This is a genomic window from Mesorhizobium sp. C432A (assembly GCF_030323145.1).
Classification (GTDB): Bacteria; Pseudomonadota; Alphaproteobacteria; order Rhizobiales; family Rhizobiaceae; genus Mesorhizobium.
This window is the reverse complement of record NZ_CP100470.1, coordinates 4251841-4276452: the sequence shown is the minus strand read 5'-3', so window position 1 is coordinate 4276452 and position 24612 is coordinate 4251841. Positions and strand designations below refer to the sequence as shown.

At 62.8% G+C, this 24612-nt stretch carries 24 protein-coding genes and 1 tRNA gene; 13 read left to right on the top strand and 12 right to left on the bottom strand.

Going from position 1 to position 24612, the window contains the following annotated elements; translation table 11 throughout:
• Position 1: 1 nt before the first annotated feature.
• On the bottom strand, positions 2–619 hold the full coding sequence (locus tag NLY33_RS20800; RefSeq protein WP_023706830.1) for a DUF2059 domain-containing protein: 618 nt from the start codon (positions 617–619) through the stop codon (positions 2–4).
• On the bottom strand, positions 606–1337 hold the full coding sequence (rpiA, locus tag NLY33_RS20795; protein WP_023706831.1) for a ribose-5-phosphate isomerase RpiA: 732 nt from the start codon (positions 1335–1337) through the stop codon (positions 606–608). Before rpiA ends, NLY33_RS20800 begins: the two co-directional genes overlap by 14 nt.
• Positions 1338–1492: 155 nt before the next feature.
• Here rpiA and NLY33_RS20790 point away from each other — a divergent pair, with 155 nt between their 5' ends.
• Both NLY33_RS20790 and NLY33_RS20785 read left to right on the top strand, forming a co-directional pair.
• Positions 1493–2176 carry a phosphoglycolate phosphatase gene (locus NLY33_RS20790; RefSeq protein ID WP_023706832.1) on the top strand — a complete coding sequence of 228 codons (684 nt, stop codon included), beginning with the start codon at positions 1493–1495 and terminating at the stop codon, positions 2174–2176.
• Between the two features lie 127 nt (positions 2177–2303).
• Positions 2304–2378 (top strand) — tRNA-Val (locus NLY33_RS20785).
• 38 nt (positions 2379–2416) lie between these two features.
• Here the strand turns inward: NLY33_RS20785 and NLY33_RS20780 are convergent.
• Positions 2417–2689, bottom strand: coding sequence for a hypothetical protein (locus NLY33_RS20780; RefSeq protein WP_023706833.1), 273 nt, complete (start codon positions 2687–2689; stop codon positions 2417–2419).
• 248 nt (positions 2690–2937) lie between these two features.
• The gene (locus NLY33_RS20775; RefSeq protein ID WP_286438855.1) at positions 2938–5331 is read right to left on the bottom strand and encodes a DNA/RNA non-specific endonuclease; all 2394 of its coding nucleotides are present in this window, start codon (positions 5329–5331) and stop codon (positions 2938–2940) included.
• A 400-nt stretch (positions 5332–5731) separates the two neighbouring features.
• Between NLY33_RS20775 and NLY33_RS20770 the strand changes: the two genes are divergently transcribed.
• Positions 5732–6418 carry a Crp/Fnr family transcriptional regulator gene (locus tag NLY33_RS20770; RefSeq protein ID WP_023706835.1) on the top strand — a complete coding sequence of 229 codons (687 nt, stop codon included), beginning with the start codon at positions 5732–5734 and terminating at the stop codon, positions 6416–6418.
• A gap of 21 nt (positions 6419–6439) precedes the next feature.
• Here the strand turns inward: NLY33_RS20770 and NLY33_RS20765 are convergent, their stop codons facing one another.
• Together NLY33_RS20765 and NLY33_RS20760 are read right to left on the bottom strand one after the other, a co-directional pair.
• Positions 6440–10747, bottom strand: coding sequence for a cytochrome P450 (locus tag NLY33_RS20765; RefSeq protein WP_286438854.1), 4308 nt, complete (start codon positions 10745–10747; stop codon positions 6440–6442).
• Between the two features lie 129 nt (positions 10748–10876).
• A complete protein-coding gene (locus tag NLY33_RS20760) occupies positions 10877–12649 on the bottom strand; it encodes an adenylate/guanylate cyclase domain-containing protein (protein ID WP_023706837.1) in 1773 nt (590 codons plus the stop codon).
• A 356-nt stretch (positions 12650–13005) separates the two neighbouring features.
• On the opposite strand from NLY33_RS20760, the gene NLY33_RS20755 reads away from it, so the two are divergent.
• From NLY33_RS20755 to NLY33_RS20745, 3 genes are all read left to right on the top strand, one after another.
• Positions 13006–13263, top strand: a complete 258-nt coding sequence (locus NLY33_RS20755) for a PepSY domain-containing protein (protein WP_023668990.1) — start codon at positions 13006–13008, stop codon at positions 13261–13263.
• Between the two features lie 83 nt (positions 13264–13346).
• Positions 13347–14087, top strand: coding sequence for a lysozyme inhibitor LprI family protein (locus NLY33_RS20750; protein ID WP_023706838.1), 741 nt, complete (start codon positions 13347–13349; stop codon positions 14085–14087).
• Positions 14088–14178: 91 nt separating this feature from the next.
• A complete protein-coding gene (locus tag NLY33_RS20745) occupies positions 14179–14649 on the top strand; it encodes a hypothetical protein (protein ID WP_023668992.1) in 471 nt (156 codons plus the stop codon).
• 96 nt (positions 14650–14745) lie between these two features.
• On the opposite strand, the gene NLY33_RS20740 is transcribed toward NLY33_RS20745, so the two are convergent.
• Positions 14746–16626 (bottom strand): L,D-transpeptidase family protein, encoded by a 1881-nt coding sequence (locus NLY33_RS20740; protein ID WP_023702268.1) that lies wholly within the window; start codon positions 16624–16626, stop codon positions 14746–14748.
• Between the two features lie 212 nt (positions 16627–16838).
• Entirely contained in the window at positions 16839–17585 is a 747-nt protein-coding gene (locus NLY33_RS20735; RefSeq protein ID WP_023706839.1) for a 3-oxoacyl-ACP reductase family protein, read from the bottom strand.
• 99 nt (positions 17586–17684) lie between these two features.
• On the opposite strand from NLY33_RS20735, the gene NLY33_RS20730 reads away from it, so the two are divergent.
• Both NLY33_RS20730 and NLY33_RS20725 read left to right on the top strand, forming a co-directional pair.
• On the top strand, positions 17685–18293 hold the full coding sequence (locus tag NLY33_RS20730) for a TetR/AcrR family transcriptional regulator (protein ID WP_023706840.1): 609 nt from the start codon (positions 17685–17687) through the stop codon (positions 18291–18293).
• Between the two features lie 62 nt (positions 18294–18355).
• Entirely contained in the window at positions 18356–18754 is a 399-nt protein-coding gene (locus tag NLY33_RS20725) for a rhodanese-like domain-containing protein (protein ID WP_023708359.1), read from the top strand.
• 40 nt (positions 18755–18794) lie between these two features.
• Here the strand turns inward: NLY33_RS20725 and NLY33_RS20720 are convergent, their stop codons facing one another.
• Positions 18795–19703 (bottom strand): alpha/beta hydrolase, encoded by a 909-nt coding sequence (locus tag NLY33_RS20720; protein WP_023706841.1) that lies wholly within the window; start codon positions 19701–19703, stop codon positions 18795–18797.
• Positions 19704–19751: 48 nt separating this feature from the next.
• Here NLY33_RS20720 and NLY33_RS20715 point away from each other — a divergent pair, with 48 nt between their 5' ends.
• Entirely contained in the window at positions 19752–20204 is a 453-nt protein-coding gene (locus NLY33_RS20715) for a MarR family winged helix-turn-helix transcriptional regulator (protein WP_023682500.1), read from the top strand.
• 26 nt (positions 20205–20230) lie between these two features.
• Here the strand turns inward: NLY33_RS20715 and NLY33_RS20710 are convergent, their stop codons facing one another.
• Both NLY33_RS20710 and NLY33_RS20705 read right to left on the bottom strand, forming a co-directional pair.
• Positions 20231–20842: a pyridoxamine 5'-phosphate oxidase family protein gene (locus NLY33_RS20710; protein ID WP_023708358.1), complete on the bottom strand. Its 612-nt coding sequence runs from the start codon at positions 20840–20842 to the stop codon at positions 20231–20233.
• Between the two features lie 64 nt (positions 20843–20906).
• On the bottom strand, positions 20907–21260 hold the full coding sequence (locus NLY33_RS20705; protein WP_023668999.1) for a gamma-butyrobetaine hydroxylase family protein: 354 nt from the start codon (positions 21258–21260) through the stop codon (positions 20907–20909).
• Between the two features lie 200 nt (positions 21261–21460).
• Here NLY33_RS20705 and moaA point away from each other — a divergent pair, with 200 nt between their 5' ends.
• The 3 genes from moaA to NLY33_RS20690 all read left to right on the top strand — a co-directional run bounded on the left by moaA (position 21461) and on the right by NLY33_RS20690 (position 23462).
• Positions 21461–22456 (top strand): GTP 3',8-cyclase MoaA, encoded by a 996-nt coding sequence (gene moaA / locus NLY33_RS20700; protein ID WP_031196299.1) that lies wholly within the window; start codon positions 21461–21463, stop codon positions 22454–22456.
• Between the two features lie 52 nt (positions 22457–22508).
• The gene (locus tag NLY33_RS20695) at positions 22509–23009 is read left to right on the top strand and encodes a hypothetical protein (RefSeq protein WP_023708357.1); all 501 of its coding nucleotides are present in this window, start codon (positions 22509–22511) and stop codon (positions 23007–23009) included.
• Positions 23010–23105: 96 nt separating this feature from the next.
• Complete coding sequence (locus NLY33_RS20690; protein ID WP_023669002.1) at positions 23106–23462, top strand: hypothetical protein; 357 nt, start codon at positions 23106–23108, stop codon at positions 23460–23462.
• A gap of 64 nt (positions 23463–23526) precedes the next feature.
• Here the strand turns inward: NLY33_RS20690 and NLY33_RS20685 are convergent, their stop codons facing one another.
• The gene (locus NLY33_RS20685; protein ID WP_196813887.1) at positions 23527–23739 is read right to left on the bottom strand and encodes a hypothetical protein; all 213 of its coding nucleotides are present in this window, start codon (positions 23737–23739) and stop codon (positions 23527–23529) included.
• Here NLY33_RS20685 and NLY33_RS20680 point away from each other — a divergent pair.
• On the top strand, positions 23690–24610 hold the full coding sequence (locus NLY33_RS20680) for a DMT family transporter (RefSeq protein WP_023708356.1): 921 nt from the start codon (positions 23690–23692) through the stop codon (positions 24608–24610). The genes NLY33_RS20685 and NLY33_RS20680 overlap by 50 nt on opposite strands.
• The last annotated feature ends 2 nt before the right edge of the window (positions 24611–24612 follow it).

Sequence of the window (24612 nt, the reverse complement as noted above, 5' to 3'; positions counted from 1 at the left end):
CTTAGTTCTTCGGCGCTTCCGGCTGGTCACCGTCTGCGGGCGCATCGCCGTCGGCAGGTGCAGCGCCATCGGCGGGGGCAGTTGCGTTATCCGGCGCAGGCGCGGCCGGAGCAGCGGCCTTCGCGGCGGCTGCCAGCGTTTCGCCGACCTGCTGGGCGAGATCGCGCGCCAGGCCGTTCTGCCAGATGTCGGCGGCCTTGACCAGTTCGCGCGTCACGTTGGGGCCGTTGTCGAGCAGCTTCTTGCCGGCATCGGAATTGTAGAAGGCGGCGATGTCGGTGAGATCCTTCTCGGAGAACACCTTGGCATAGGCGAGCGCTGCTTCCTTCTCCAGATCGGCACGGCGCGAGGCCAGCGCCAGCGCCTTCTCGCTGACGGTCTTGCCGATCAGCTCCTGCATATCAGGGTTCTTCTGGATGAGCTGCTGCTCGAGCGAGGCCGCCGCTTGCGGCAGGATGTTGTCGAACGAGTCGGTCGCGTGGATTGCCGTGACCGCTTCCCGTGCCGCCTTCAGATGCGATTCCGTGATCTCCTGCGAGAACGCCGGGGAGGAGAAGGCGAAAACGGCCGAAGCCGCCAGAACGGCGCAAAGATTGCGAACCCGGTTATGCAACATCATGATCGGTAGAACTCCCTGGTTTTCGGGCGGCATGGACGGTTTGGATGCCGTCGCCGCCGGCGATGATGGCCGCTGACGCCAGCCCGATGAAAAGACCATGCTCGACCACACCAGGAATGGCATGGAGAGCATTCGAAAGCGCTCTTGTATCCGGAATGCGGCCAAAAGATGCATCGAGGATAAAATGGCCGCCGTCTGTAACAAAAGGCTGGCCCCCCGTCATCCTCAATGTAACGGGGCCGGAAAGGCCGAGACTTTTGGCCGCTGCCGCGACCGCGATTTCGGTGGCGCGCAGGCCAAACCGGTTGACTTCGATCGGCAAGGGAAACTGGCCAAGGGTCTCGACCATCTTCGAGCGATCGGCAATGACGATCATGCGCTGAGATGCCGCCGCGACGATCTTCTCGCGCAGCAGCGCGCCGCCGCCGCCTTTGATCAGCGTCAGCGCCGCGTCGATCTCGTCGGCGCCGTCGACGGTGAGATCGAGTTCGGGCGTTTCCTCCAGCGTCGACAGCGGCACGCCGAGTTCGCGGCAAAGGGCTGCAGTGCGCTCCGATGTCGGCACGCCGATGACGGTCAGCCCGGTGGCGATCTTTTCGGCCAGCAGCCGCACGAACTCGTCGGCCGTCGTGCCGGTGCCGATGCCGAGCCGCATGCCGTCGCTGACATGGGCAAGTGCTGCCCGCGCGGCCTCGACCTTCAACTGCCTCGCATCCATGCTCGCCCCGGGGGTTTGGCTTGGTTCTGATTTTTCTGGATGCGCGCTCCTAGCACTTTTGCCCGCACGGTCAAAGACTTTGGCTCCCACCGGCTTGCCTGAAAGAAGCGCAGCCGCTATCGCCTGCCTGCAATGCATCAACCACAGGATAGGCCATGACCCAACCGATCATCGTGTTCGACCTCGACGGGACGCTGATCGACACGGCGCCGGATCTGCTCGACAGCCTTAATCACAGCCTTGCCGCCAGCGAGCTTGCCGCTGTCGACGAGGCCGGCTTCCGGCGTTTTGTCGGCCAGGGCGGACGGGTGATGATCGAGCGCGCGCATACCGCGCAGCAGAAGTCGCTAGCGGTGGACGAGCACGACAGGCTGCTGAAGCTGTTCCTCGACCACTACACGCTCAACATTCCCGGCAAGTCGCGCCCCTACCCCGGCGTGGTCGAGGCGATCGCCCGCTTCGAAAAGGCGGGCTATCTGCTCGCCATCTGCACCAACAAATACCAGGCGAATTCGGTGGCGCTGATCGAGGCGCTCGGCCTGACAAAGCATTTCGCCGCGATCGCCGGCCAGGACACGTTCGCCTTCCGCAAGCCCGACCCGCGCCATCTCACCGAAACGATCAAGCTGGCCGGCGGCGACCCGCACCATGCGCTGATGGTCGGCGATTCGCAGACCGACATCGACACGGCAAAGGCCGCCGGCATTCCGGTGGTCGCCGTCGATTTCGGCTACACCGACCGCCATGTCAGGGAATTCGAGCCGTCGGCGGTGATTTCGCATTTCGACGCGCTGACGCTCGACCTGGCGGAACGGCTGATTGCTGCGGCGGCCGGCTGACGAAACGAGCGAGTGCGCGGCAGCGCCTGCCCTCGCCTATTTCAGGCACAGAAGGCGGGCGCATCGCCTTGACTTCACAACCCTGCCTCCCTTATATCGCGGCTCGCTTGGCCTTCGGGCAACGAGCGGGCGATTAGCTCAGCGGGAGAGCACACCCTTCACACGGGTGGGGTCGCAGGTTCAATCCCTGCATCGCCCACCATTTTCTTTCCCTGAACAGCGCACTCCAAGCCAGCACTCCTAGCAGCTGCAACTCGCCCCTTCCCCACCAAAATTCTTCTGCGCGAAGTTCAAGGCGCTTGAGTAGCTCGTGTAGCTCTGGAACTGGCAGACATCGGAGCCGTTCCGCACCTTCATCTGCTCGAGATCCCAGAACGAAACCTCGATGTGATCGTTGGCGCAGTAGACCGTGTATTTTTCAGGCTCCAGCGCTCGTGCCTTCTGCGCCGGGATGGAGACGGCAGGAATGGAAAGCACGGAAAGTGCAAGCATGATGGCGTGACGTGTGCGCATGTAAAAACCCCGAATGAAAACCAGCCCGTATTATTGCCGCTATCTTGAAGCGCTGCATCACGGCTTTTTGACGAACGACTTCTTTCCGGTGCCCGGCTCGCCGTCAGCTATGTGCTGATCCAGATCTCCGCTGTGTTGGCGCTAATTGGTACCGCTCGGGGGCGCGTGGCCGGCAGCAGGGAGGTCGGCTTGGATTGCGTCCATTCGGTCATGGTGTTCCCTGCAAGGCATCGCAGCGCCGCGCGAGCCTAAGCCTTCTTCTTTCGTCTCCGTGATCCCGCCCGCATTGCAATTTCGCCGCCACGAACCGTTTCGTACTGGTCGGCGTCGACAATCGATTTGTCGAAGGTGATGCCGGTCATTTCGGAGATTTCGGTTAGCGGGTACATGGCGCCGATGAATTCGTCGGAGACGGCAAACTCCAGCTCCGTGTCCGACAGATCCTGTTCGAGGACGAAGCCATAGCTGGCGAGCCCGTCTGTGACGCGCGCCACGATCACCTTCCAGAAACGGCGCGGCACCGGCGCGCGAAGACTTGTTCCCTTGGGGCCTTTGCCGGCAAAGGTTCGGTCGTCATCGGCGAGCACCGGGCCAGCGAAGACACACAGCCGTTCGCTCGCCGCCTCCGACAGGACGTGGTTCTCAAGATCGCCCCAGTTCTTCTCACCGCTGTCGGAGCGGTTGTAGCCCTCGACTTGGGGCGAGCAATTGGTGACATGGAAGGAGCAGACATTGCCCCTGAGCAGCAGCTCGAAGGTGCTGCCCCAGGCTACGTCATCGCGCCTGACGATATGACCCTTGTCGAAGGCGCCCTGATCCTGGGTGTAGAAGACGTCGGGGATCTGGTACTTGTCGTCGAGCCGCAGATCCGGGAACCAGCGCTCGCTGAACAGGCCGCCGCGCGAATAGTTGCGGCCCTTTTCCGGCTCGCGCAGATTGCTCTCCTCGGTGACGTTGGAGGCGGTGAACAGCGCCAGCCGCCGCTTGGCGTGCATCTTGAGCGAAAAATTCTGGTAGTCGAGTTGCGTGCCGCCGGCCTTGAGCGGCGCCAGCACTGAGAGGTCGGTGGCCTCAGGCATCGGCACAACGACCGGCGCGAGTTTAGTGCCGCCAGAGAGAAATTTCTCGTCGTAGCCCTTATAGCCGGCATAGTCCGCGACCGTTTTGGGAACGAATGCGCCGCCTGGAGGGGTCGACTTGGCCGCTTCGAGCTCGACCGATTCCGTGACCGCTTCATGGGCAGGCGTTGCGCCGAGCGAGACGGTGATGCGCAACGGCACTTCGAAGGTGACGCTGCCGCCCGGCGAAACGACGACACCTCCGGATGGAGGCCTCTGAGTGGCGACGCCCGGGATCTGCTGGACGCCGCCGACTTCAACCAGGTTTACGCCCTCGGCCGGCGACCCGCTGTCCGCCTTGTTCCACCATGCGCCCCAATCGTTTGGGCCGCCGCTGGCGGCGCCGGCGAAATTGAGGCCGAGGTCGACGACACGCTGGTCCTTGGCGAGCGCGCCGGTGGGCACGGCGTAGTTGCGCTCGAGATAGCGGCCGGCGAAATGCAGCGCCACGACCTCGCCGGTGGCGAGGTTGATCATGGCGGTGCCGGAGTTGCCGCCAGTGGTCGAGCAATCATGTGTCGCCGCGCTGACGATCTTGCCGAAACTCTCCGTATCGAAGCCGCCCTGCAGCATGCCCGGTTGCAGGCGCTTGACCTGGAAACGATTGCGCATGAGCTCGTTCTGGACATCGACCGCGTTGCGATTGTCGAACGCGGGATAGCCGATGGCGACGACTTCCTGGCGCAGCATATCGCGCGCGTCGGCGACCGCGAGCGACAGCGGCGTGATGTTGTCGGGCAGGCCTTCGACTTCGAGTATCGCCATGTCCCAATAGGGATGGATCATCCGGACATTGCGGATCTTGAAGACGTTTCCTGCCGCCGAATCGCGCTTGAAGTCGATGCCGGCGGCGCGGCCGTTGATGAATTGCAGATTGCGGTCGCCAAGGCCGTCCGCAAATATCTGCGCCACATGACGGTTGGTCATCAACAGGTTGCGGCCGACGACGAAGCCCGTGCCGCCGTAAGGGATATTGGTGTCCCACAACAGTTCGATACGCCCGATCGCCGGCAGGGCGGCTTCGATGCGCTGCTTCAATGCGGCCTCGCTGGTAAGCTTCGTCCACAGCGAATGGCCAGGTGTCGGAGCGCCGTCGAAAGTCAGCGTCGTAAAGGTGCCATCCTTGATGTCATAGACCGGCCGCAACTCCGGGATGATTATGGCTTCCAGATCGGAAAGCTGCTCGGGCGCGACTTCGGCGCCCCGCGCAAGGCTCTCCATGCCAGCGCGCGCCGATTCAAACGCCGCCTCCGTCTTGCCGGCTTCCGCAGGCGCAAGGGATTCCAGGCCGCCGCCTGCCATCGTCTCCATGTTGCCGAGGACCGATTCAGTCCCCTCGCCCCCGGTGACGAGATCGAGATATTGACGGATTCGCTGCTCTCTGCTGACCGGCATAGTCGCCCCCCAAAGGTTCTGTCGAAGTAAAGAAATGTATTGCCCCATTTTAGACTGGTGCAATTCTGACCGGCAGGCAAGGAAACAAATCAACTCGCGTCGAAGATGACCGAAGCGCAACGTCGGCATGTCTCTTTGCCGCAGTCGCTCGCGCGATGTATGACGCTCGCATTATTTCAGCGATGCTGTATGTGATCTCCGTCACAGACGCTCACGCTGTTTGCGCCCAGCTATCGCAACAGGCGGAAAGGCCATTGCGGCCGCTCGGTTTTACAGAAATTTTATCACCTAACCATTTTAATCATCACCTAACCATTTTAATCAGTTGGCGCCTGCACGCGCGGCTCCTCTCGCCGCGCGTGCAGGCGGCTTTCCGCCCGGCACGAGCCAGGCACTGGGCGCGACCACTGCGCCAAGCCTTTACAAGGCGTAATCGCAAGGGATGAACGCCGGCCTTTGACGCGGTGCACTCTTGCCTTAGACTTCGGCCCTTAAACTTCGCCGATTGCGGCAATTGGGAATTTGGAACATGGCTTTTGGCGGCCCAAACGACAGAAACGATCTGCCGCGCCTAGCACGCATCGATCCAAAGCTGTTCGATATCCTGTTCAGCGGCTGCAAGGCCGAGCGCTACGCCGCCGGCCAGCATCTGTTCGTCCAGGAAGACGCCGCCGACCGGATCTACGGGGTGATGAGCGGCACGGTGGAAATCTCGATCTATTCGCCTGGCGGGCAGAAGCTGGTGGCCAATATCGAGCTGTCGCGCAGCCTCGTCGGCGAGATCGGCGCGCTTGACGGGCGGCCACGCACCGCCACCGCCATCTGCCTGACCGCTTGCGAGCTGGTTTCGCTCAGCAGGACACAACTCTTTGATCGCATTGAGAGAAATCCACCGCTGGCACGCGCGATGATCGAACTTCTGTGCGCCCGGCTGCGCTGGGTCAGCGGCGAACTCGGCGACCAGGCCTTCTTCGGCATCGAGGCGAGGCTCGCCAAACGCCTGGTCTTCCTGGCCAAGGTGATGGCCGACAGCGCCGGCTGGATCCCGATCTCGCAATCGGAACTCGGAGAGTTCCTCGGCGCCACGCGCGAGTCCGTCAACAAGACGCTCAACGACTGGCGCAACCGGTCGTTCATTGCCATCAAACGCGGCGGGCTGCGTATCACGGACACCGGGGCACTGCGCCATATCGCCGAGTCGCAGGACGACGACTGACGCCGAATCAGAGCCGCGAAATCAGGTAGCGCAGCGCCGAGCGGCTGGGCATGAAGAAGTATCCACCCCCTTGGTGGTGACGAATTGCGGCATGTCACGGAGCGTCGTGACCTTTTCCCATGACGGAATGGTGAACCTGCCATCACCGCCGCGCGAACCAATCGTCGGGTCCTTTTCAGCGACGAGGCCCTGGAACGTGGCCGACGAAACCCAGGTCTGCTGAATGAATTCGTACTGGCGCTCTATGTCGGCGTTGAGGCACATGAACAGCAGCCCTTTTTCGACCTTGCCATTCTTGCCGTCCTGCTTCTCATAGGTACGGCCGACCCGCAGGATACGATGGCGCTTGCCGATATTGATCTGCGTATCGCGGTCCTCACCCAGCGAGTCGCGTGGGTTGGAACGGCGAATGTGGGCACCAAGCGGGCAGCGATGGCCTTGCGGATCCTCGGCGCCAGCGGCGAAGTTGTTGTCGATGACGCGTCCCGGATGATCGGGGTTGCGCACCAGCGAGCTGCCGTTCTGCCAGCGGCCGAGCATCTTGGCGGCAATCCAGTCTTGCGTGATGGCTTGGTTGCCGAGTTGGCTCGCGACCAAGGCTGCAGCCTTTTTGCAGTAGTTGTTGAAGACGTCGACGTGCTGCTCGAACTGGCGAATAACCAGGAATGAACCGTTGCGCCCGAAATCGCGCGGCGGTGGCGGCAGGCCCGGAATCAGCCGGCTACGGCGCACCTGCGAAAGGATTCCGGTCCGATCGCGTGATGCGCTTACCGAGGGCGAGGCTGGATAGAACCCATGCTCATCACGATAGCCGAACAGGAACTCGCCGGGCGCGACCAGATGCATGGGCGCGGCGCCCCTGCTGGCGCGGGTCGTGCCCCGGACAATCGGCTGCGAAATCCCGTCCGCGAAACCGAAATGCTCGTAGGCTGGCCCACGTTCCGACCGATCGTCACGCTTTGCCCCGTCGGACGATTTCGTCTTCGTGTCGGTCGGGCCCCGGTTTACGGCGAGCGGCAGTTCGGCGACGACCTTCATGCCTGCACCGGTCGTCTTTCGTCTCACGGTGGCAATCTCGGTCTTCAACCGTCCCGGGTCTTCAGCATAGCAGACGATGACCAGGTCCACAGGGTTCTCCAACGACCCCCACTCCCATTCGTCCGGGCCGTCGCGGCCTCGGTCGTCCAGTATGCGCCCACGCTCGGGATTGCCCATGCCATGGCGAAAGGCGATCGGAAATGTTTCCAGTGGATCGCCCTCCACACCCTCGTCGAGCCCAAACTGCCGCAGGCCACCGGGACCAAAGGCGACTATCATAGCTCGCCCGGCGGGCCTGCCTTCGCCGAAACTCGTCTGCTCGACAACGAAATCGAGCCAGGCTCTGCGCTTGGGCGCCGGCAACTTGTCCGGCACCCGGATCGCAAGCATATGCGAATAAGCGAGCGGGCCGAGCGGGCCGAAGAAGATGGACTGGATCTCGCCGGTTTCCAGCTGCTGTTCGAGAGGCGCCGGAAAGGCAGAGCTGATATTGGCCAGCAGCGAAGTGGTCTTTTGAACGGTGGTCGTTTCGCTCGCCGGGCGCCGTAGCGAACCGAACAAGCTCAGCCAGTCGCGCGCCTCGTTGCCGACGGCGGAAGCAATGCCGCGCCTGACCCGGGAATTGATCCGGATGCGCTCTGTGTTGATTTGGGGATAGGCGGAGTACCAGAACAGGGTCGGCACCTGCTGGCGCCGCGCCCAGCGCTTGAAACGATCGCCGTCGCGCGCGCCGTCCAGGAACAGCCATCGTGTGCGTGGATAGCCCACGGTGTTGCTCCACACGCCGGTCAGGCCAGCGGACGCCTTGGCGATGAAGTCCTCAAGATAGCTTTCCCAGCTGCCGCCGTAGTTGGAGAAGAACATCAATCGGTTGGAGCCGGGCAGCAGTATCCAGCGGGCGAAATGGATGGTGTTGATGGTGTTGAGGAAGCCTGGCTTGAATACCTTCTGGGCAGCTATCGAGATCAGGTAGAAAGAAAACCTGAGCGCCAGCCGCCGCAGAATGCCGGCCTTCATCGTCGAAATCGCAGTCAGATGGTTTTGTGCCGCGTGGCCCTCCTTGACGAGTATCGCGTTCAATTCAGATATGCCGATCGATGTGCTTTCCGGCCGATCCCTGTCCTCGCGGCGTCGCAGCGCCAGCAAGCACGAAAACGCCAGCAGCGCCGCTGCCACCAACACTCCGAGTCCCGACAACAGAAGTGAGGTGATTGCTACGGCTATGGCGGTGAAGGAGATTTCCTGGGAGCTGATGTCGATAGATCTGCCGAACACCACACCGTAGGCCATGTACCAGCAAGCAGCCCAGATGATCGCCACCGTGACGAAGACCGGCGGTACCAGCAACGTCGTCATCAGGGCACGGCCCCAATGACCCGGCGGCTTTTCCAGCAGGCTCTCGGCCGGCTCGAACGCCCAGGCAAACGTCCCTAATGACTGGACATGCTGGCGAACTTCAGCGAGCACGGCAGGAGCGTTGCCGGCGCCTTTGCGTGGCCGCTCGACGATGTCGCGCACGGCTTCGAAAAGCTGCTGCTCGGCCTTGATACGCTGGACCGAGTGCCCCGGCGTGCCCGAAAACACCAGTCCGGCATTGCTGCCGAAGGACGGCGATATGTCGACATTGTGCTTGCGCAGGAAATCGTTCAATGCGCCGCCATCGGGCAGATCGCAGACATCCTTGAAGATCGGCCGCAGCCGGTGCCCGATGGCGTGCGTGACCGCATCGATGACATCGTCGATGCTGCCGTCACCGGACAACTCGAGAACCAGAGCTCCTTTTTCCTGACCGGAATCAGCGCCGATCTCGCCGGTGCCGACCACGGTCAGGCTGGTGAAGTGGACGGTGCCGGCAATATCGAGCGCGGTGCGGATATCTTCGACGGCCGGGTTGCCGAGGCTGGCAACCTTGTCGCGGACAGCATCCAGCGACGCGGATCGGGTGACCGGGCAGACCACCGTCACCATAGACTGCGTTACGGTGCGGCAGAGTTCTGCCCGTTCGAAATCGACCTTGAGGGTTTCGGGATAGGCGCCGATGCGGGTCATCCGCCCGGCCTTGCCGGGCATGCGGCGCACGCCCTGCTTCTGGAACAGGGCGCGCAGGCTTTCGCCGATCTGGATCCTGGCAATCTCGGCGCCGATGCACTGATGAATGCCGTGGCCGAACACCATGTAGTCGCGATACGGGCGCGATGTGTCGAACTGGTCCGGGTTCTGCACGGCGTCGGCATCGAACATCGCCGACAGCGTCGCCGGCATCACCACCGTGCCGGCCTTCACCAGGCGCTCGCGGCGCGTACCCTTGCCGATGATCGCGTCGCGGGCCGTGTAGCGCCAGGGGCCGACCCAGATCGGCTTGAAGCGCATGGCTTCAAGGACGGCCCTGTCGAGCTTGGCGGTATCGTTTTCGGCCAATGCGGCATCGATAGCCTGCCGTGCGTCGGGCCGCGACAGGATCACGTCGAGGCAATTGCCGGCGGCCAGCACATTGGTCGGGACGAAGCCGGCGATCATGCCCAGCATGATCGAATTGAGGTCGTCCCGCGACAGGCGGCCCTGATCCATCTGGACAACCAGCCTCGCCAGCGGTTGCTCGGCCTTCAAGCCCCGGTCCCTGGCCGACTGGATGGAGCGATCGATGACTTTGAGAAGACGGTCGCCCGCCACCACCGCGAGTTCGCGCATGACGGGGCTCGCCGTCGGGTCCGAAAAGAACAGCGCACTCAGCGCGATCGCCCAGTCGGCGAATTCGGATTCATCGTCGATCTCGACGCCGAAATAATCTCGACAGATGTGCACCGGGACGATCTTCATCAACCTGGAGATCGCATCGAAGCCGGGGCTGGCGCGCGTCATGATCTCTTGCGAATGACGCGCCGCGATCGGCCCGACGGCGGCTTCGACCTCGGCCGGCGGGAATGCACTCAGCACCGACGATTTCATGCGCCGGTAGTCGGCGCCGTCCTGCATGCCGAGGATGAAGTTGGATCCCCGGGCAAGCTCGGTCATTTCCGGGCCGTATGGGGTCTGGAATTCGTCGCCGCGCTCCAATATGTCGCGGACATCGGCGTTCTTGGTGACCACGAGAACGCCGAAAAGTTTGCCGGTCGGCCGGAAACGCCGCAACAAGGAAAGCGCCCAGCGGGGGTCTTCGGCCAGAGACCCGACGACGCGCGCAATCAGCCCTGTCTTCCGGATCCGGCCGAGATCGAAGGGCGGCATTTCCGACAGCGGGCGCTGGTTTTTCTGGGCCGCGCGAATAGCGTCGAAATACTTCAGTTTGGTCATGCGCGTTCAAGCCCCCCGGCCATCCACGTCATTGCGATGCCGGCCGTTCAACGCCTAGGTTTGCATCGGCTGCACGTATGTGAATCTTTTCACAGTTGGTCCATGTTCCAGCCAGCACTGACGCCATGTTCATTTGGCCAGTTGGAAATTGGCGACGAGGAACTCGTTCGCGGCCTTGTCGGTGAACGGTATCCAGCGCACACGCTGTTCTGAAAAATCGGGATGCCGGGTGGTGAAAATGGTCATCTCGCGCCGCGCCTGTTCCGGCCGGCCGCTTCGCATCAGCGCGCCGATCTTCAGGAACCTGGAATAGAAATAGCCGGGAGACAGGTTGAGCGAGCGATCGGCAGCAGCGATCGCCGCAGGCCAGTTCTCGACCAGACAATAGGCCGCCGTCAGTTCCCCCAGATTGTGGAAGCGGTAGAGGTCGAACGGGCTCAATCGCTCGGTATCGAGAAAGAACGGTATCGCTGACGCGGCATTGCCGAGCAGCAGCTGGGCGCTGCCCATGGCCGAGCGCGCGAAGGCAAAGCTCGGATTGATGTGGATCGCTTCCTCGAGATGGTCGACGGCCGACCGCGGTTCGCCGCGCATGATGTCGACGGCGCCGAGATGGGCGTGCGGGCGCGCATCCAGGCTGTCCACCAGCAACGCCTTGCGGGCAAACTGCTCGACCTTGTTCAAATCGTCGCTGTCGCCGAAACGCAGCCATGCCCGCCAGAAATACCACCACGCCAGTTCGTTGAGCACGGCGCTCGAGTTGGCGTCCTCGCGGTAGGCCTTCTGGAAGAACTCGAGTGCGGTTTCGGTGTCGCCGCGGGTGCGCCGGTTCATGTGCCAGCGGCCCCGTCGCACCAGTTGCCAGGTCTCCAGGCTTTCCCAGGGAACCTGGAAGGTGCGTGCCTGTTCCGCCCGGTCGACCTCCTTGTCGAGGATCGAAACGATCTCAGCGCCGATCTGGTCGCGCAGGTTGAAGATGTCGACCAGATCGCGATCGAAGCGCTGCGACCACACCAGCCGCCCGTTGGACGCGTCGGCCAGCGAGGTGTTGAGGCGGATCTGGCCACCATTGCGCATCAGCGTGCCGCTGACGATGTAGCGCGCGCCGAGCGCGTTGCCGATCACCCGCGTGCCCAGCGTGTCGTCGCGGAACTGGAAGCTGGAGCCCTTGGCGATGACCGAGAGCCATCTGGTGTTGGATAGACCATAGATGATGTCCTCGGCGATGCCGTCGGCCATGTAGCCGATGTCATGCTCGCCGCCATCGGCGTGGAAGGGCAGGACGGCGATCGCCGGCGGCCCCTTGGACGACAGCTTCTGCTGCGCATTGGCCTGGGGAATGGCCGCGAACGACGCCGCCGGCGAGGATCCGTTGCCGCTGCGGCCGGCGATCAGAACGCGCACCGGCAAGGCGATGTTCTTCAGCATGAATTCGCCGAGATCGGTGAATTCGGCCGCCGTCTTGTCCTTCACATGGTGCCAGGTCGTCTCCGAAACGGCGAGACCGTTGCCCGGCGCGAATTCCTGGATTCTCGCCGCGATGTTGACGTCGTCGCCGTAGAGGCGGCCACCACGCACGATGACGTCGCCGGTGTTGATGCCGGCGCGAAACGGCATGCGCATATCGTCGGCAACCTCGGCGTTGAGGGCGACGATGCGGCCCTGGAAATCAAAGGCTGCGCGCAACGCCTCGATCGGATTGCCGAACTCGGCCATGATGCTGTCGCCGGCGTCGCCGAACGTGCGGCCGCCAAATGTGCCACAGCTGTCGGCGATGATGTCGCGCCGTTCCTCGAATGCCGCGACAGCAGACTCGTCGTCGATGCCCATCAGCCTCGAGAACCCGACGGCATCGATAGAAATGATTGTCGCCAGCTGACGGGTGTAGTTCCGTACAGCCATGTTCGAGCCCCCGCTCCCTTTCTGGTTCTGGTCCAGCACAGGCGACGACCCGTTCCTGAAACACTTCGCCGCGCGCTGAGAGATGAAGATTCCGGCGGGGTTGGCGCGCCATGCCACCCCGCCAGGACCAGAAGTCTAGCAGGGTCTTTGGCAAAGCTCTACCACCATCGGGTTGTCCAGCGCGGGCCGTGGCAGCACTCATGGTTGGCCGGCCGTTGGCGCAAATATGGGCGTGCCGTCGCTCTGATCGCCGCGATCCAGGGCTTCACGGAACCTGCGCGACGTCAGCTATCGGAACAAACTGTGCTGCCTGCGAGTTTCCGGTGCGGTTCAGCCAACGTGAAATGAGGGTAATCATGCGAAATCTTGTTCTGGCGACCGGTGTCGTCGTTCTTCTGGCCGGCTCGACGGCCTTTGCCGCGGATGACAGCCCGCTGCCGCCGACGAATGCCCAGAAACTGTCGGCAATCATCGCCAAGGTCGAGCAGCGCGACGGCTTTCGCTATGTGAAGGAGGTCGACTGGGACAAGGACGGCTACACCGTGACCTATTACACCGCCGACAAGGCGAAAGTCGAAATCACGTTCGATCCCGTGACCGCCGAACCGAAATAGCGCCGATACCGCACCGCTTCGGCAATTCCGTCCGCCGCGTTTTTTGCCTACGATGGTGGCAGTTGTCGGACAACGGGGCGACCATGCTTTCTTCCAATCGAATTGCCAACTCGCTTGCGCTTGTCGTTGCACTGGCTGGCGCGGCGGTCTGCCTTGGTCCAGCGCGTGCCGACGGGCCATCCTTCGACTGCCGCAAAGCCAGCCTGCCGGTGGAAAAGGCGATCTGTGCCGACCCGCAACTGTCGGCAATTGATGCCTTGGTGGCCGAGGCCTTTACGGGTTTCGAGCCAGCCTTTGGCGGCGACAAGCGCAAGATCGCCCGTGCGCTCATCGACGACAGGAACGCCTGTGGGCAGGATGCCGCCTGCATCGTCAGCGCCCAGAACAATGCGCTGCAGACCTACGGCAATGCGCCGTCCTGGGTGCAGGATTACAACATCGCCCTGATCGGCAAGAAGGCGCTTGACACCGCGGCCCGCCATCCGGGCAGCCCCGACCAGCCCCTGCCCTCGTCGATCGGCCAATGCGCCTTGACCCACATCACCGCGCTGACGATGCGGCTCGGCGACGACCCGCTGGAAACCGCCGGCCCTGAAGCCGGCAGCCTGGCGCGGTTCAGCAATGGCGGCGCCGGGGTTTCCTACGAGCGGGAGCCTGGCCTTGCCAGTTTGAAAGCCGGCGATCCTGTCGTCATGTGCCTGATATCGATCCCGAGGGATTGTCCGCAGGGCGACGAGCGCGGGCGGGTCTATTACGGCGTCGACCTCACGATAAAAGGCACATGGGTTTTGCCGGATTCACAACATCTATGCGGCGGCGCCTGAAGATTTGCCGCAAAGCACTGCTGGATGCACTCTTGCGCCGGTCCGCCTTTGATGGCTGAGTGCGCGTAACAGTTGCAGGGCACGGGGGTGCATGGCCATGGTTAAGCATGTTTTGAAGCGCATCCTGATGATGCTTGCCGGCTATTTCGTTTCGGTGCTGATCGGATTGTTCGCGGTCGTGGCGATATATTGCGCACTCGCCGTATTGCCCAACGCGCCGGACTATTTCGGCGCCATGCAATTTTCGCCCATTGTCGTGCTGCTGTGGCCGCCGCTCGGCATGGTCGTCTATTTCCTGACGATCGTGCTGACCGGCCTGCAGACGCTGATCTTCGCGCTGCTCGCCGAATTCTTTGCCCTGCGCAATTTCCTGGTGCACATGCTGTTTGGCGCCGCTGCCGCTGCAGCCGGCTTCTTCCTGGTCTGGCCGGCCGCGGAAGAGGATGCCGGACGCTGGGCCGATATCGGCATCATCGCCGCCGCCGGCCTCGTAGCCGGTCTGGTCTATTGGCTGATCGCGGGCCGCGACGCCGGCTTCCGGCGTCCGCTCATCCAGCGCTGATCGCAGGAAACGGGCGACCGTCCATCGGCCAAAAATCTAATTAAACCAGAGAGATAAAGTGAGTTCCTCGTTCGTTGAACGAGGAACTCCGCTGGTTCAGCTCGTCGGCGAGCGCACCGCTTCAGTCGCGTCCAGCGCCTGCATCAGCCGCGTGTCGCGGTCGTAGACGTCGTTGAAATATTCGACTTTGCCGGACAGGTCCGGCCAGGCAGTGAAGTAGGAGACATAGACGGGAATCGTGCGTGTCACGTCTTCGCTGGCATGGCCGTGCTTGAGCTTTTCGGCGATGTCGTCGACCGAGACGCCGAGCACCGCCGCCGCCATCCCACGCGGATCCTGAAGGCGAATACAGCCATGGCTGAGCGCCCGCATATCGCGCTGGAAGAAGGATTTTTGCGGCGTGTCGTGCATGTAGATGGCGTGCTTGTTGGGGAACAGGATCTTCAGTTCGCCCAGCGCATTGGCTTCGCTCGGCTGCTGGCGCACGCTGTAGGGAATGTTGGCGCCGTAGGCGCCCCAATTGACCGAGGAAGAGGGAACCCGCCTGCCGCGCGAATCGGTCACCTCGTAGCCGGCACGGTCGAGATAGCCCGGATCGCCACGCAGCCTTGGCAGCATCTCGTTGACGATGATCGACTGCGGCACGCCCCAATAGGGATGGAAATCGACCTGCTTGATCTCCTTGAAGAAGAAGGCGGTCTGGTTGGTGGTCCGGCCGATGACGACGCGGGTCTTCAGCTTCTCCTCGCCATTGTCGATATAGCTGGCGGTGAAGGCGGGCTGGTTGATGAAGACCCGCGGGCTGCCGAGATCGGACGGCATCCAGCGCAATTCTTCCAGCGCGACCTGCACCTTCTGCAGCCTGTCGGCCTTGGACGTGCCGGCGAGCGAGGCGACGGTGCGCGGGCCGATGACCCCATCGCCCTTCATGCCGGCCTTCACCTGCACGGCCTTGATGATCGGAACCAGTTCGGGAACATAGACATCGCTGGTGCCGAGACGAGACAGGATCTCGCCATAGGCGCCGCCCATCTCGTCGTCGAGATTGCGCGCGATCAGCGTCAGCAGCTTCGGCAGTTCGGCGCTGGTCTCGCCGGGCTTCAGCAACAGCTTGGGATCGACGACGATTTCGTTTTCGGCGCTCGCCTGCAGCGATTCAAGTTCGACGCGCAGCGCCTGATATTCCGCGTTCTGCGGGTGCCGCGATTCGAGGTAGGTGCGCACTTCCTGGGTGTGAGCCAGCGTCTTGAGCGCGCCTTCCATGTCGACCGGCTTCGGCGGAAATTCATAGTAGCCGGTGATGCGATTGGGATCGACGCGCCCGCTCTGGGCGTCACGGGCATAGCGCAGTACGCGCGCCGACAGCGCCATCTCGAAGCGGACGAGTTCCTTCAGATGGGCGTCGGCATCGACTGCCGATGCGTTGGCTGCCGGCACCTCGACCGTGTAGTCGGCCGACGTGAGACCATAGCTTGCGGCTTCGCCAAGCACCCGCACCGCATCCTGGGCGCGGGCATTGGGATTGCCCTCGTTCACCCAGATGAAATCAGGATTGGCAGAGTAATAGGCAATCAGTGCCTTGGCGATATCGGGCTCGGCATAGAGTTCATAGTCACTAAGGCCTGCAACGGCTTCGCGGAAGGCAGTGCTGGTCGCCGACGGCACAAAGGCGGCGTCTTCAGCTGTTGCCACCTGGGGAGGTGCTGCCACCAACGCGGCAAAGTCGACGCGCACCAGCCGGTCGGCCTTGTAGGTGTAGTAGGACGGGCTGCTGATCCTGGTGCCGCCGCCGCCCGATACGGCGGGCTTCGGCTTGCGCTTTGGCGGCGGCGGGAATTCGCCTTGCGGCCTGTGCTTGACGCCACCGCCGAACAGCATGTCGAACAGGCCTTGCGCGCTTGCCTGCGGCACACCGAAGGCCAGTGCTGCCGCCACTGCAAGCGGCATCACGGTGGCTTTATTTCCGAGGAATTTCATTAATCACCCGCTCCGGCTGCAAGCCGGCTCCCGTTCCGCGCCGCTAGACGATCTTGCCAACCGCATGGCGGATGTAAGGCGCTACTATACCGATTCATACCGATTTCGTTAAGCTTCCATAAATTTCCGCAGGCCTGTTGCAGAACGGTTTCACAACATCGTGACGTCTGGAGCGGCGTTGCCGCTCCAGACCGGTCAAAGCGGCTGCTGCTTCAGGCGTTGGCGCCACCGTCGATGGTGAGCGCGGCGCCGGTGACGAAGCGCCCTTCCGGACCGGCGAGCCAGGCAACCATGCCGGCGATCTCGTCAGCCTTGCCGAAGCGGGGCGTCGCCATCTTCCGCCGCTGGTGTTCGGCATGCGGGCCTTCGGCCGGGTTCATGTCGGTGTCGGTCGAACCGGGATGAACGACGTTGGCGGTGATGCCGCGCGGACCCAGGTCTCGCGCCAGCGCCTTGGTCAGGCCGACCAGCGCAGCCTTGCTGGTCGAATAGGCGCTGAGGCTGGTGTCGGTGACGCGCTCGGCCAGATTGCTGCCGATCGAAATGATGCGGCCGCCCTCGCCCATGTGAGCCGCTGCCGCCTTCGAGGCCACGAACGGCGCTCTCAGATTGACCTCAATGGTCTCGTCAAAGTCGGCCAGCGACATCTGTTCGATGGGCGCCGCGCGCCAGATGCCGGCGCTGTTGACCAGGATGTCGAGCTGGCCGAAGGCATTCACCGCCTCGGCGACCGAGCCTTCGATGGCGGCGGCGTCGCGATTGTCGGCTTGGATGGAGATCGCGCGACCACCTGCCGCTATAATCTCGGCGACGACAGCTTGGGCCGGCGCCGAGCTGTTGACGTAGGTGATGGCGACGTCGGCGCCATCGGCCGCAAGCCGTTTTGCTATCGCAGCACCTATGCCGCGGCTGCCGCCGGTGACCAGTGCTGCCTTGCCGTTCAATCCGTTCGCTGACATGTCATGCTCCGTTATGTAACGATCGATACATAAATATCTGGCAACCTTGCCTGGCGACGTCAAGTGAATTATGTATCGATCAACACAGAAAAGATCGTCATGCCGGAAAGAGGCCGTCCCCGCACCTTCGATCGAACCGTCGCCTTGCGGCAGGCGATGGAGCTGTTCTGGGCCAAAGGCTATGAGGGCACCTCGATCGCCGACCTGACCGCGGCGATGGGGATCAGCTCGCCCAGCCTCTATGCCGCCTTCGGCAGCAAGGAGGCGCTGTTTCTGGAAGCGACCGAGTATTACACCCGCAACGAAGGCACCGAGATCTGGAGCGCGCTGGACGAAGCGCCGACGGCATGCCAGGCGATCGAGAATTTTCTGCGCCAGACGGCAAAAGCGTACTCTCAGGACGACCGCCCGCAGGGCTGTCTCATCGCGCTGGGCGCACTGCACCAGGATTCAAGCAGCGGCGCGATCTGCGATGATTTGCGCCGCCGCCGCGCCGAAAACCACACCCTCTTGCTGAGACGGCTGGAACGCGGTGTGGCGAAAGGCGAATTGCCGGCGGGCTTCGACAGCAACGCGGCGGCGACCTTCTATGCGACGGTCCAGCACGGCATGTCGATCCAGGCCCGCGACGGCGCCTCGTGCGAAGCGCTGATGGCCACAGTGGCCGGAGCGATGGCGGCGTGGCAGGGGCTGGTCGGAACAGCGTGACAAAGCGCGGAGCTTGTGCTGGAAATCCAGTCGGCGGCGAAATGCGCCGGGAGGGATCATCCGTGAAAAAAGGGTATCGCGAGTTGCTCGACGAGGCCAATGCCGATATCGAGGTGGTCTCGCCCGAGGAAGCGGCCGGGCTGCTCGACGACGAGGACACCATCTTCGTCGACCTGCGCGATCCACGCGAGATCGAGCGGGACGGCCAGATCCCCGGCGCCAAACATGCCACTCGCGGCATGCTGGAATTCTGGATCGATCCCGAAAGCCCCTACCACAAGCCGTTCTTCGCCTCGGGCAAGAGCTTTGTCTTCTTTTGCGCGGGCGGCTGGCGCTCGGCGCTGGCCACCAAGACGGCGCAGGATATGGGGCTGTCGCCGGTCAAGCACATCCTTGGCGGCTATACCGCCTGGAAGGCGGCCGGATTGCCCGTCCAGCCGGGCGGCAAGAAGAAGGGCTAGCTCACCGCTCCGGCGTTGTCGGACAATACACCGATTGGAATCAATGCAGTATCGGCTCGCGCTCGTTTTTGACAAAGGTCACAGCGCGTTCGATGACACCTTTGTCGGCGAGAATGCGACGGTGGCCGAGCCCATCGGCCCAGTGCAGCCGCACATGGCTGCCGGCGCCGGCATAACGTGTGGCATGATCGGCGGGGACTTCGCGGTCGTCCGGCGCGTGGATGACCAGAGTCGGCACCGGCGCTTCGGCCAGCTGGCGATCGCCGGTGAATTCGTGCAGCGGCCGGCCCGACAACTTTTTCACCTGATCGGCCATGGAAACCTGCGAACGCGGGCCGACGTTGAGCATGCGGCTGAAGTCGGCGAAGATCGCCGGCAGGGAACTTGGCGCGGCCACCAGCACCAGCCGCTCGGCCGCCACTGGGTGGATACCCCTGATCGAACCGGCAATGGCATTGGCGGCGACGGCGCCACCGAAGGAATGGCCGACGATCGCCTTGAACGGACCGAACCATTCGCCGGCGACCCTGACCGCCTCGACCGCATTGACCATGTTGAGATGCCGGCCCAGCGACTGGCCGTGGCCCGGCAGGTCAAGCGAGGCGACCCGGTAGCCCGCATCGCGAAAACCTTCGATCAGAGCGCGCATATATTCCGTGCGCGAACGCCAGCCATGGACGACCAGCACCGTGCCGGCGGACGCCCTGCCCGGCTCGGGCCGGAATTCGTGCACCATGACGCAGCCGGCCTTGGTCGTAAGCCGATGATGGCGCGCCTCGGCCATGAAGCCGGCGGCGCGGTCGACCGCACGCCGCTCGCCGTCACTGAGCGCCTTCACGCTCGGCGTGCGGCAGAACAGTTCGAAGGCGGCGCGCCCGCTCAGGCGGGGCGCCACATGCTCGGCGGCGCGGAACACGCCCCGGATGACCTTCAGTCCAAATGATGCCATAGTGGCGATCCATCCATTCCGTTCAAGCATGAACATAATAGTTCAAACATGAACATTAAACAAGAGCTGCCCTGGGACAACCCGCGCTTTCGCAACTGGGTCGCGGTGGCGCGCGCCTGCCATGTGCTGGAGCGTACGCTGGCGGTAAAGCTGGCGCCGCTGGATCTCAAGCCGGCGCAGCTCGACGTGCTGATGAACCTCTATCGCCATCCCGGCATGTCGCAGCACGATCTCGCCCGCAAACTGCTGGTCGGCCGCTCCAACATCACCATGCTGTTGCCGCAGCTCGAGGCGCGCGGCCTGCTGCGCCGCGAAGGCGACGAGAAGGACAAGCGCGTGCTGCGGCTGACGCTTACCGAGGCCGGCACGGAGCTCCTGATGAAAGCGCTGAAGGTGCATATGGCGCTGATCGAAAAGGCGATGAGCCAGTCGACAGCGGAACAGTGCGACATGATCGGCGAACAGATGCGCAAGATCTATGACGTGCTGAAGGATACCTGAGCCGTTCGATCCACGCGCCTCCCACCTCACCACATCGTCTTCTTCGCCCGCTCCGGCCATTCCTTGTCGTAAGTACCGGCATCGATATTCTTGCGGCTGGTGACTTCCAGGATTGTTCCGGGTGTCGGCAGCGATTTCGGGTCGACGTGCTTTGCCGGGTTCCACAGCTCCGAGCGAACGATGGCGCGGGCGCACTGGAAATAGGCCGAATCGACGTCGACCACGGTGACCGAGCGCGCCGGCTTGCCTTCGACGGCGAAGGAGGCGCAAAGCGCGGCGTCGGTGGTGATGCGGGCGCGGCCGTTGACGCGCAGCGTCGTGCCCGAACCCGGCACAAGAAACAGCAGCCCGACGCGCGGATCGCGGATGATGTTCTTAAGCGAATCGGCGCGGTTGTTGCCGCGCCTGTCCGGCATCATCAGCGTTCTCGGGTCATGCATGCGCACAAAGCCGGCGAGATCGCCGCGCGGCGAACAGTCCAGCCCTTCCGGCCCGCTCGTCGCCAGGGCGACAAAAGGCGAGGCTTCGATGAAGGCGGCATATTCGGGAATGACGTGGTCGAGTTCCTTGATCGTCGACGCTTCGCCGGGCAGGCCGTAGAGGGCTTCGAGCTGTTCGACCGTGGTGATGTCAGACATTTTCCCGTCTCCGAACCTTTGCCGGCGTTACCCCCAGTCAATGACGTTTTGCGGACAGTGCCGACTAGCGGTCGCGGCTCAGTCCCTTCTCCTGGAGCTCGGCGAGATAGGCATTCCAGCGCGCGTCCTTTTCGTGGCCAAGCGTGTGCAGGTAATTCCAGGTGAAGATGCCGGTGTCGTGAAAATCGTCGAAGGTGATGCGCACGGCGTAGTTGCCGACCGGCTCGATCTTCAGGATAGCAACGTTACGCTTGCCGGGAACCGTCACCCGCTGGTCCGGCGAATGGCCCTGCACCTCGGCCGAGGGTGAAGCGACGCGCAGCAGTTCGGCCGGCAGCTCGAACGGCCGATGATCGGGAAAGGTGACGGACAGCAGTTTTCTGTCCTTCGAGACCCTGAGTTCCTTCGGCGCCGTCATTGTTCTGCATCCCGCATCGATCCGCCCTTCCCTACGCTGCTTCGCGCGAGCGGAAAAGGCCATTTGGACCCGGCCGACATCGGATGTCGGCCGGGGAATGTCACCAAAGATCGAGAGCGGCTATCTTGAATGGCGGGTTGGATCGTATCACATAGCCGTATATAACGGCACCACTCACAGCATTGGAAACGCTTGAACGCATGGACATGATCGATCCCTTCGGTCGCACGATCAGCTACTTGCGCGTGTCGGTCACCGACCGCTGCGATTTCCGCTGCACCTATTGCATGGCCGAGGACATGGCGTTCCTGCCCAAGAAGGACCTGCTGTCGCTCGAGGAACTCGACCGGCTCTGCACCGTCTTCATCGAAAAGGGCGTGCGCAGACTGCGCCTCACCGGCGGCGAGCCGCTGGTGCGCAAGAACATCATGCATCTGGTGCGCCAGCTGTCGCGGCACTTGAAGAGCGGCGCGCTGGAAGAGTTGACGCTGACCACCAATGGCTCGCAGCTGTCGCGCTTTGCCGCCGAGCTTGCCGATTGCGGTGTCGAGCGCATCAATGTCTCGCTCGACACGCTCGATGCCGACAAGTTCCACGCCATCACCCGCTGGGGCCATCTCGACAAGGTCATGCAAGGCATCGATGCCGCGCAGGCGGCGGGGCTGAAGGTGAAGCTCAACGCCGTTGCGCTGAAAGACTTCAACGACGTCGAGCTGCCGGAGATGATGCGCTGGGCGCATGGCCGCGGCATGGACTTGACCGTCATCGAAACCATGCCGATGGGCGAGATCGACGCCGACCGCACCGACCAGTATCTGCCGCTGTCGCTGCTGCGCGCTTCGCTCGAGCGCCAGTTCACGCTGAGCGACATCCCCTACAAGACCGGCGGTCCGGCCCGCTACGTCCATGTCGCAGAGACCGGCGGCAGGCTGGGCTTCATCACGCCGATGACGCATAATTTCTGCGAAAGCTGCAACCGCGTGCGGCTGACCTGCACCGGCACGCTCTATATGTGCCTGGGTCAGGAGGATGCCGCCGACCTGCGCGCGCCGTTGCGTGCCTCCGAAGGCAACGAGCTGGTCGCTGCTGCCATCGACGAAGCGATCGGCCGCAAGCCGAAGGGCCATGATTTCATCATCGACCGCCGCACCAGCCGCCCGTCGGTGTCGAGACATATGAGCGTCACCGGCGGCTGATTTTCTCCGCGATTGGTGCAGAATGCTTCCGTTGGAAGCGAGGGGGATTTCCATGCAGCGTGTTTGCCAAACCGGGCTGTCAGCGCTGGTCGTGGCCCTATCATTGGCGACCACAGTGGCGCTCGCAAAGCCGTTCACCTACATCAATGCGCGCTATGGCACGGTGTGCACGTTCCCGAGCCAGATTTTCAGCAAGCCGATGCCTGAGTCCCTCAATGGCGACGGTCGAAAATGGCTTAGCCCCGATGGTGCGAGCTTGTCCTGTTACGGCGGATACAAGCTGACGGAAGATACGCCCGACAGTCTGGTTGAAAAGGAAAAAGCCGACCCTGACTCTGGGGAAAAGGTCACTTACAGCAAAACCGGTAAGAACTGGGCAGTGGTCTCAAGCACCAAAGGCGACAAGATCTTCTATACCCGAATCGTCTTCGAAAAAGAGGATGCAATCCATACAGTCTGGATCGAAAATCCCGCCTCGCTCAAGGCCAAGTACGACCCACTGGTCGGCGCTATCGGCGACAGCCTGCATGGGGCTGAGCAACACTGGGAATAAATCGCTCTCGACGCTGCAAACCCGATTTACCGCCATCGCGTTCCGCCCTAAATTTCGGCCTATAGCGGCTCGTCGCTCGGTTTGGGGGAATACGACATGCGCACATTCTTACTTTCTCTTGCAATGCTTGGGTTTGCCGCCGCGCCGGCAGCAGCACAGTCCATCGGTGGCAGCTACACCGTCGCGGGCACCAATTTCGACGGCTCGAAATATGGCGGCGAAGCCACCATCACGCTGACCAGCGAGACCACCTGTACCATCCATTGGGAGACGGGCGGATCATCGTCGGACGGCATCTGCATGCGCAACGACGATGCCTTCTCCGCCGGCTATGTCATGGGCAAGGAAATCGGTCTCGTCGTCTACAAGGTAGAAGATGATGGCTCGCTGCACGGCCTGTGGACGATCGCCGGCAAGAACGGCAGCGGCACCGAGGTGCTGACGCCGAAATAAGGCTGCCGGTCATCCGGCCAGCCCTCTCAGGGATTTCTAGGGGCCACGGGTGAGCATCCGTGGCCTATTTCTTTGACGTTGCTGTCTTGCCGCCGGCTGCTACAGGCTTGAGCGGTTCACCGTTTCGCCGAAACGTCGAACCGCTTTGTTCTTTGTTTTCACGCAATTCCGGACGGAAAACAGTTTCACACTTTTCCTGGAATTGCTCTTGCAAACCGGTAACGCCCTTGCCTCTTTCCCCAAACATTCGCGGCGCGCTGTGCATGATGGTGGCCATGATCGGCTTCACCCTCAACGACGCCATTACCAAGTTCTCGTCGGAATCGATGAACATGGCGCAAGTCATGCTGGTGCGCGGCGCCTTTGCGTCGCTGCTCGTCGGCCTGCTCGCCTGGCAGCAAGGCGCGCTCGCACGGCCGGGCTCGATGCTGCAGCCGCTGGTGGCATTGCGCGTGATCGCCGAGGCCGGCGCCACCGTCGCCTTCCTTGTCGCATTGGCGCATCTGCCGATCGCCAATGTCTCCGCGGTGCTGCAGGCGCTGCCGCTGGCGGTGACGATGGGGGCGGCACTCGTATTCAGCGAAGCGGTCGGCTGGCGGCGCTGGCTGGCGATCGCCGTCGGCTTCGGCGGCGTGCTGATCATCGTGCGACCAGGCTTCGAAGGCTTCAGCGTCTATTCGCTGTACGCACTCGTCAGCGTCGCCTGTTGCGCAGTACGTGACCTCGCCACCAAGCGCATCCCGAGGGCTATCCCGACCTTGCTGGTGTCGACGGCAACGGCAATCGCCATGACCATCGTTGGCGCCGTGCTGCTGTCGCCGATGGGTGGCTGGACGCCGATGTCCGGCAAAGGCACGGCACTGTTGGCATTGGCGGCGGTGCTGGTGCTGATCGGCTACCAGTTCATCATCATGGCAATGCGGGCCGGCGACATCTCCTTCATTGCGCCATTCCGCTACACCGCCCTCTTTTGGTCGATGCTGCTTGGCCTCATCATCTTCGGCGATGTTCCCGACCTGCCGATGATCTTCGGCTCCGCCATCATCATCGGCTCCGGCCTCTACGCGCTCTATCGCGAGCGGGTCGCCGGCCGGCAAAAACCCGCAGCCGAAAGCGCTGGACCCGACATGGCGCCGGACGGCATATAGTT

What these genes read in the sequence shown, in the direction of transcription:
- NLY33_RS20800 (WP_023706830.1), bottom strand. Translation starts at nt 619, where the DNA reads ATGATGTTGCATAACCGGGTTCGCAATCTTTGCGCCGTTCTGGCGGCT.
- NLY33_RS20695 (WP_023708357.1), top strand. Translation starts at nt 22,509, where the DNA reads ATGCAGCGTGTTTGCCAAACCGGGCTGTCAGCGCTGGTCGTGGCCCTA.
- NLY33_RS20740 (WP_023702268.1), bottom strand. Translation starts at nt 16,626, where the DNA reads ATGAAATTCCTCGGAAATAAAGCCACCGTGATGCCGCTTGCAGTGGCG.
- NLY33_RS20710 (WP_023708358.1), bottom strand. Translation starts at nt 20,842, where the DNA reads ATGTCTGACATCACCACGGTCGAACAGCTCGAAGCCCTCTACGGCCTG.
- NLY33_RS20705 (WP_023668999.1), bottom strand. Translation starts at nt 21,260, where the DNA reads ATGACGGCGCCGAAGGAACTCAGGGTCTCGAAGGACAGAAAACTGCTG.
- NLY33_RS20750 (WP_023706838.1), top strand. Translation starts at nt 13,347, where the DNA reads ATGCTTTCTTCCAATCGAATTGCCAACTCGCTTGCGCTTGTCGTTGCA.
- NLY33_RS20755 (WP_023668990.1), top strand. Translation starts at nt 13,006, where the DNA reads ATGCGAAATCTTGTTCTGGCGACCGGTGTCGTCGTTCTTCTGGCCGGC.
- NLY33_RS20720 (WP_023706841.1), bottom strand. Translation starts at nt 19,703, where the DNA reads ATGGCATCATTTGGACTGAAGGTCATCCGGGGCGTGTTCCGCGCCGCC.
- moaA (WP_031196299.1), top strand. Translation starts at nt 21,461, where the DNA reads ATGGACATGATCGATCCCTTCGGTCGCACGATCAGCTACTTGCGCGTG.
- NLY33_RS20715 (WP_023682500.1), top strand. Translation starts at nt 19,752, where the DNA reads ATGAACATTAAACAAGAGCTGCCCTGGGACAACCCGCGCTTTCGCAAC.
- rpiA (WP_023706831.1), bottom strand. Translation starts at nt 1,337, where the DNA reads ATGGATGCGAGGCAGTTGAAGGTCGAGGCCGCGCGGGCAGCACTTGCC.
- NLY33_RS20770 (WP_023706835.1), top strand. Translation starts at nt 5,732, where the DNA reads ATGGCTTTTGGCGGCCCAAACGACAGAAACGATCTGCCGCGCCTAGCA.
- NLY33_RS20765 (WP_286438854.1), bottom strand. Translation starts at nt 10,747, where the DNA reads ATGACCAAACTGAAGTATTTCGACGCTATTCGCGCGGCCCAGAAAAAC.
- NLY33_RS20760 (WP_023706837.1), bottom strand. Translation starts at nt 12,649, where the DNA reads ATGGCTGTACGGAACTACACCCGTCAGCTGGCGACAATCATTTCTATC.
- NLY33_RS20685 (WP_196813887.1), bottom strand. Translation starts at nt 23,739, where the DNA reads ATGGCCACCATCATGCACAGCGCGCCGCGAATGTTTGGGGAAAGAGGC.
- NLY33_RS20775 (WP_286438855.1), bottom strand. Translation starts at nt 5,331, where the DNA reads ATGCCGACGTTGCGCTTCGGTCATCTTCGACGCGAGTTGATTTGTTTC.
- NLY33_RS20730 (WP_023706840.1), top strand. Translation starts at nt 17,685, where the DNA reads ATGCCGGAAAGAGGCCGTCCCCGCACCTTCGATCGAACCGTCGCCTTG.
- NLY33_RS20735 (WP_023706839.1), bottom strand. Translation starts at nt 17,585, where the DNA reads ATGTCAGCGAACGGATTGAACGGCAAGGCAGCACTGGTCACCGGCGGC.
- NLY33_RS20790 (WP_023706832.1), top strand. Translation starts at nt 1,493, where the DNA reads ATGACCCAACCGATCATCGTGTTCGACCTCGACGGGACGCTGATCGAC.
- NLY33_RS20690 (WP_023669002.1), top strand. Translation starts at nt 23,106, where the DNA reads ATGCGCACATTCTTACTTTCTCTTGCAATGCTTGGGTTTGCCGCCGCG.
- NLY33_RS20745 (WP_023668992.1), top strand. Translation starts at nt 14,179, where the DNA reads ATGGCCATGGTTAAGCATGTTTTGAAGCGCATCCTGATGATGCTTGCC.
- NLY33_RS20780 (WP_023706833.1), bottom strand. Translation starts at nt 2,689, where the DNA reads ATGCGCACACGTCACGCCATCATGCTTGCACTTTCCGTGCTTTCCATT.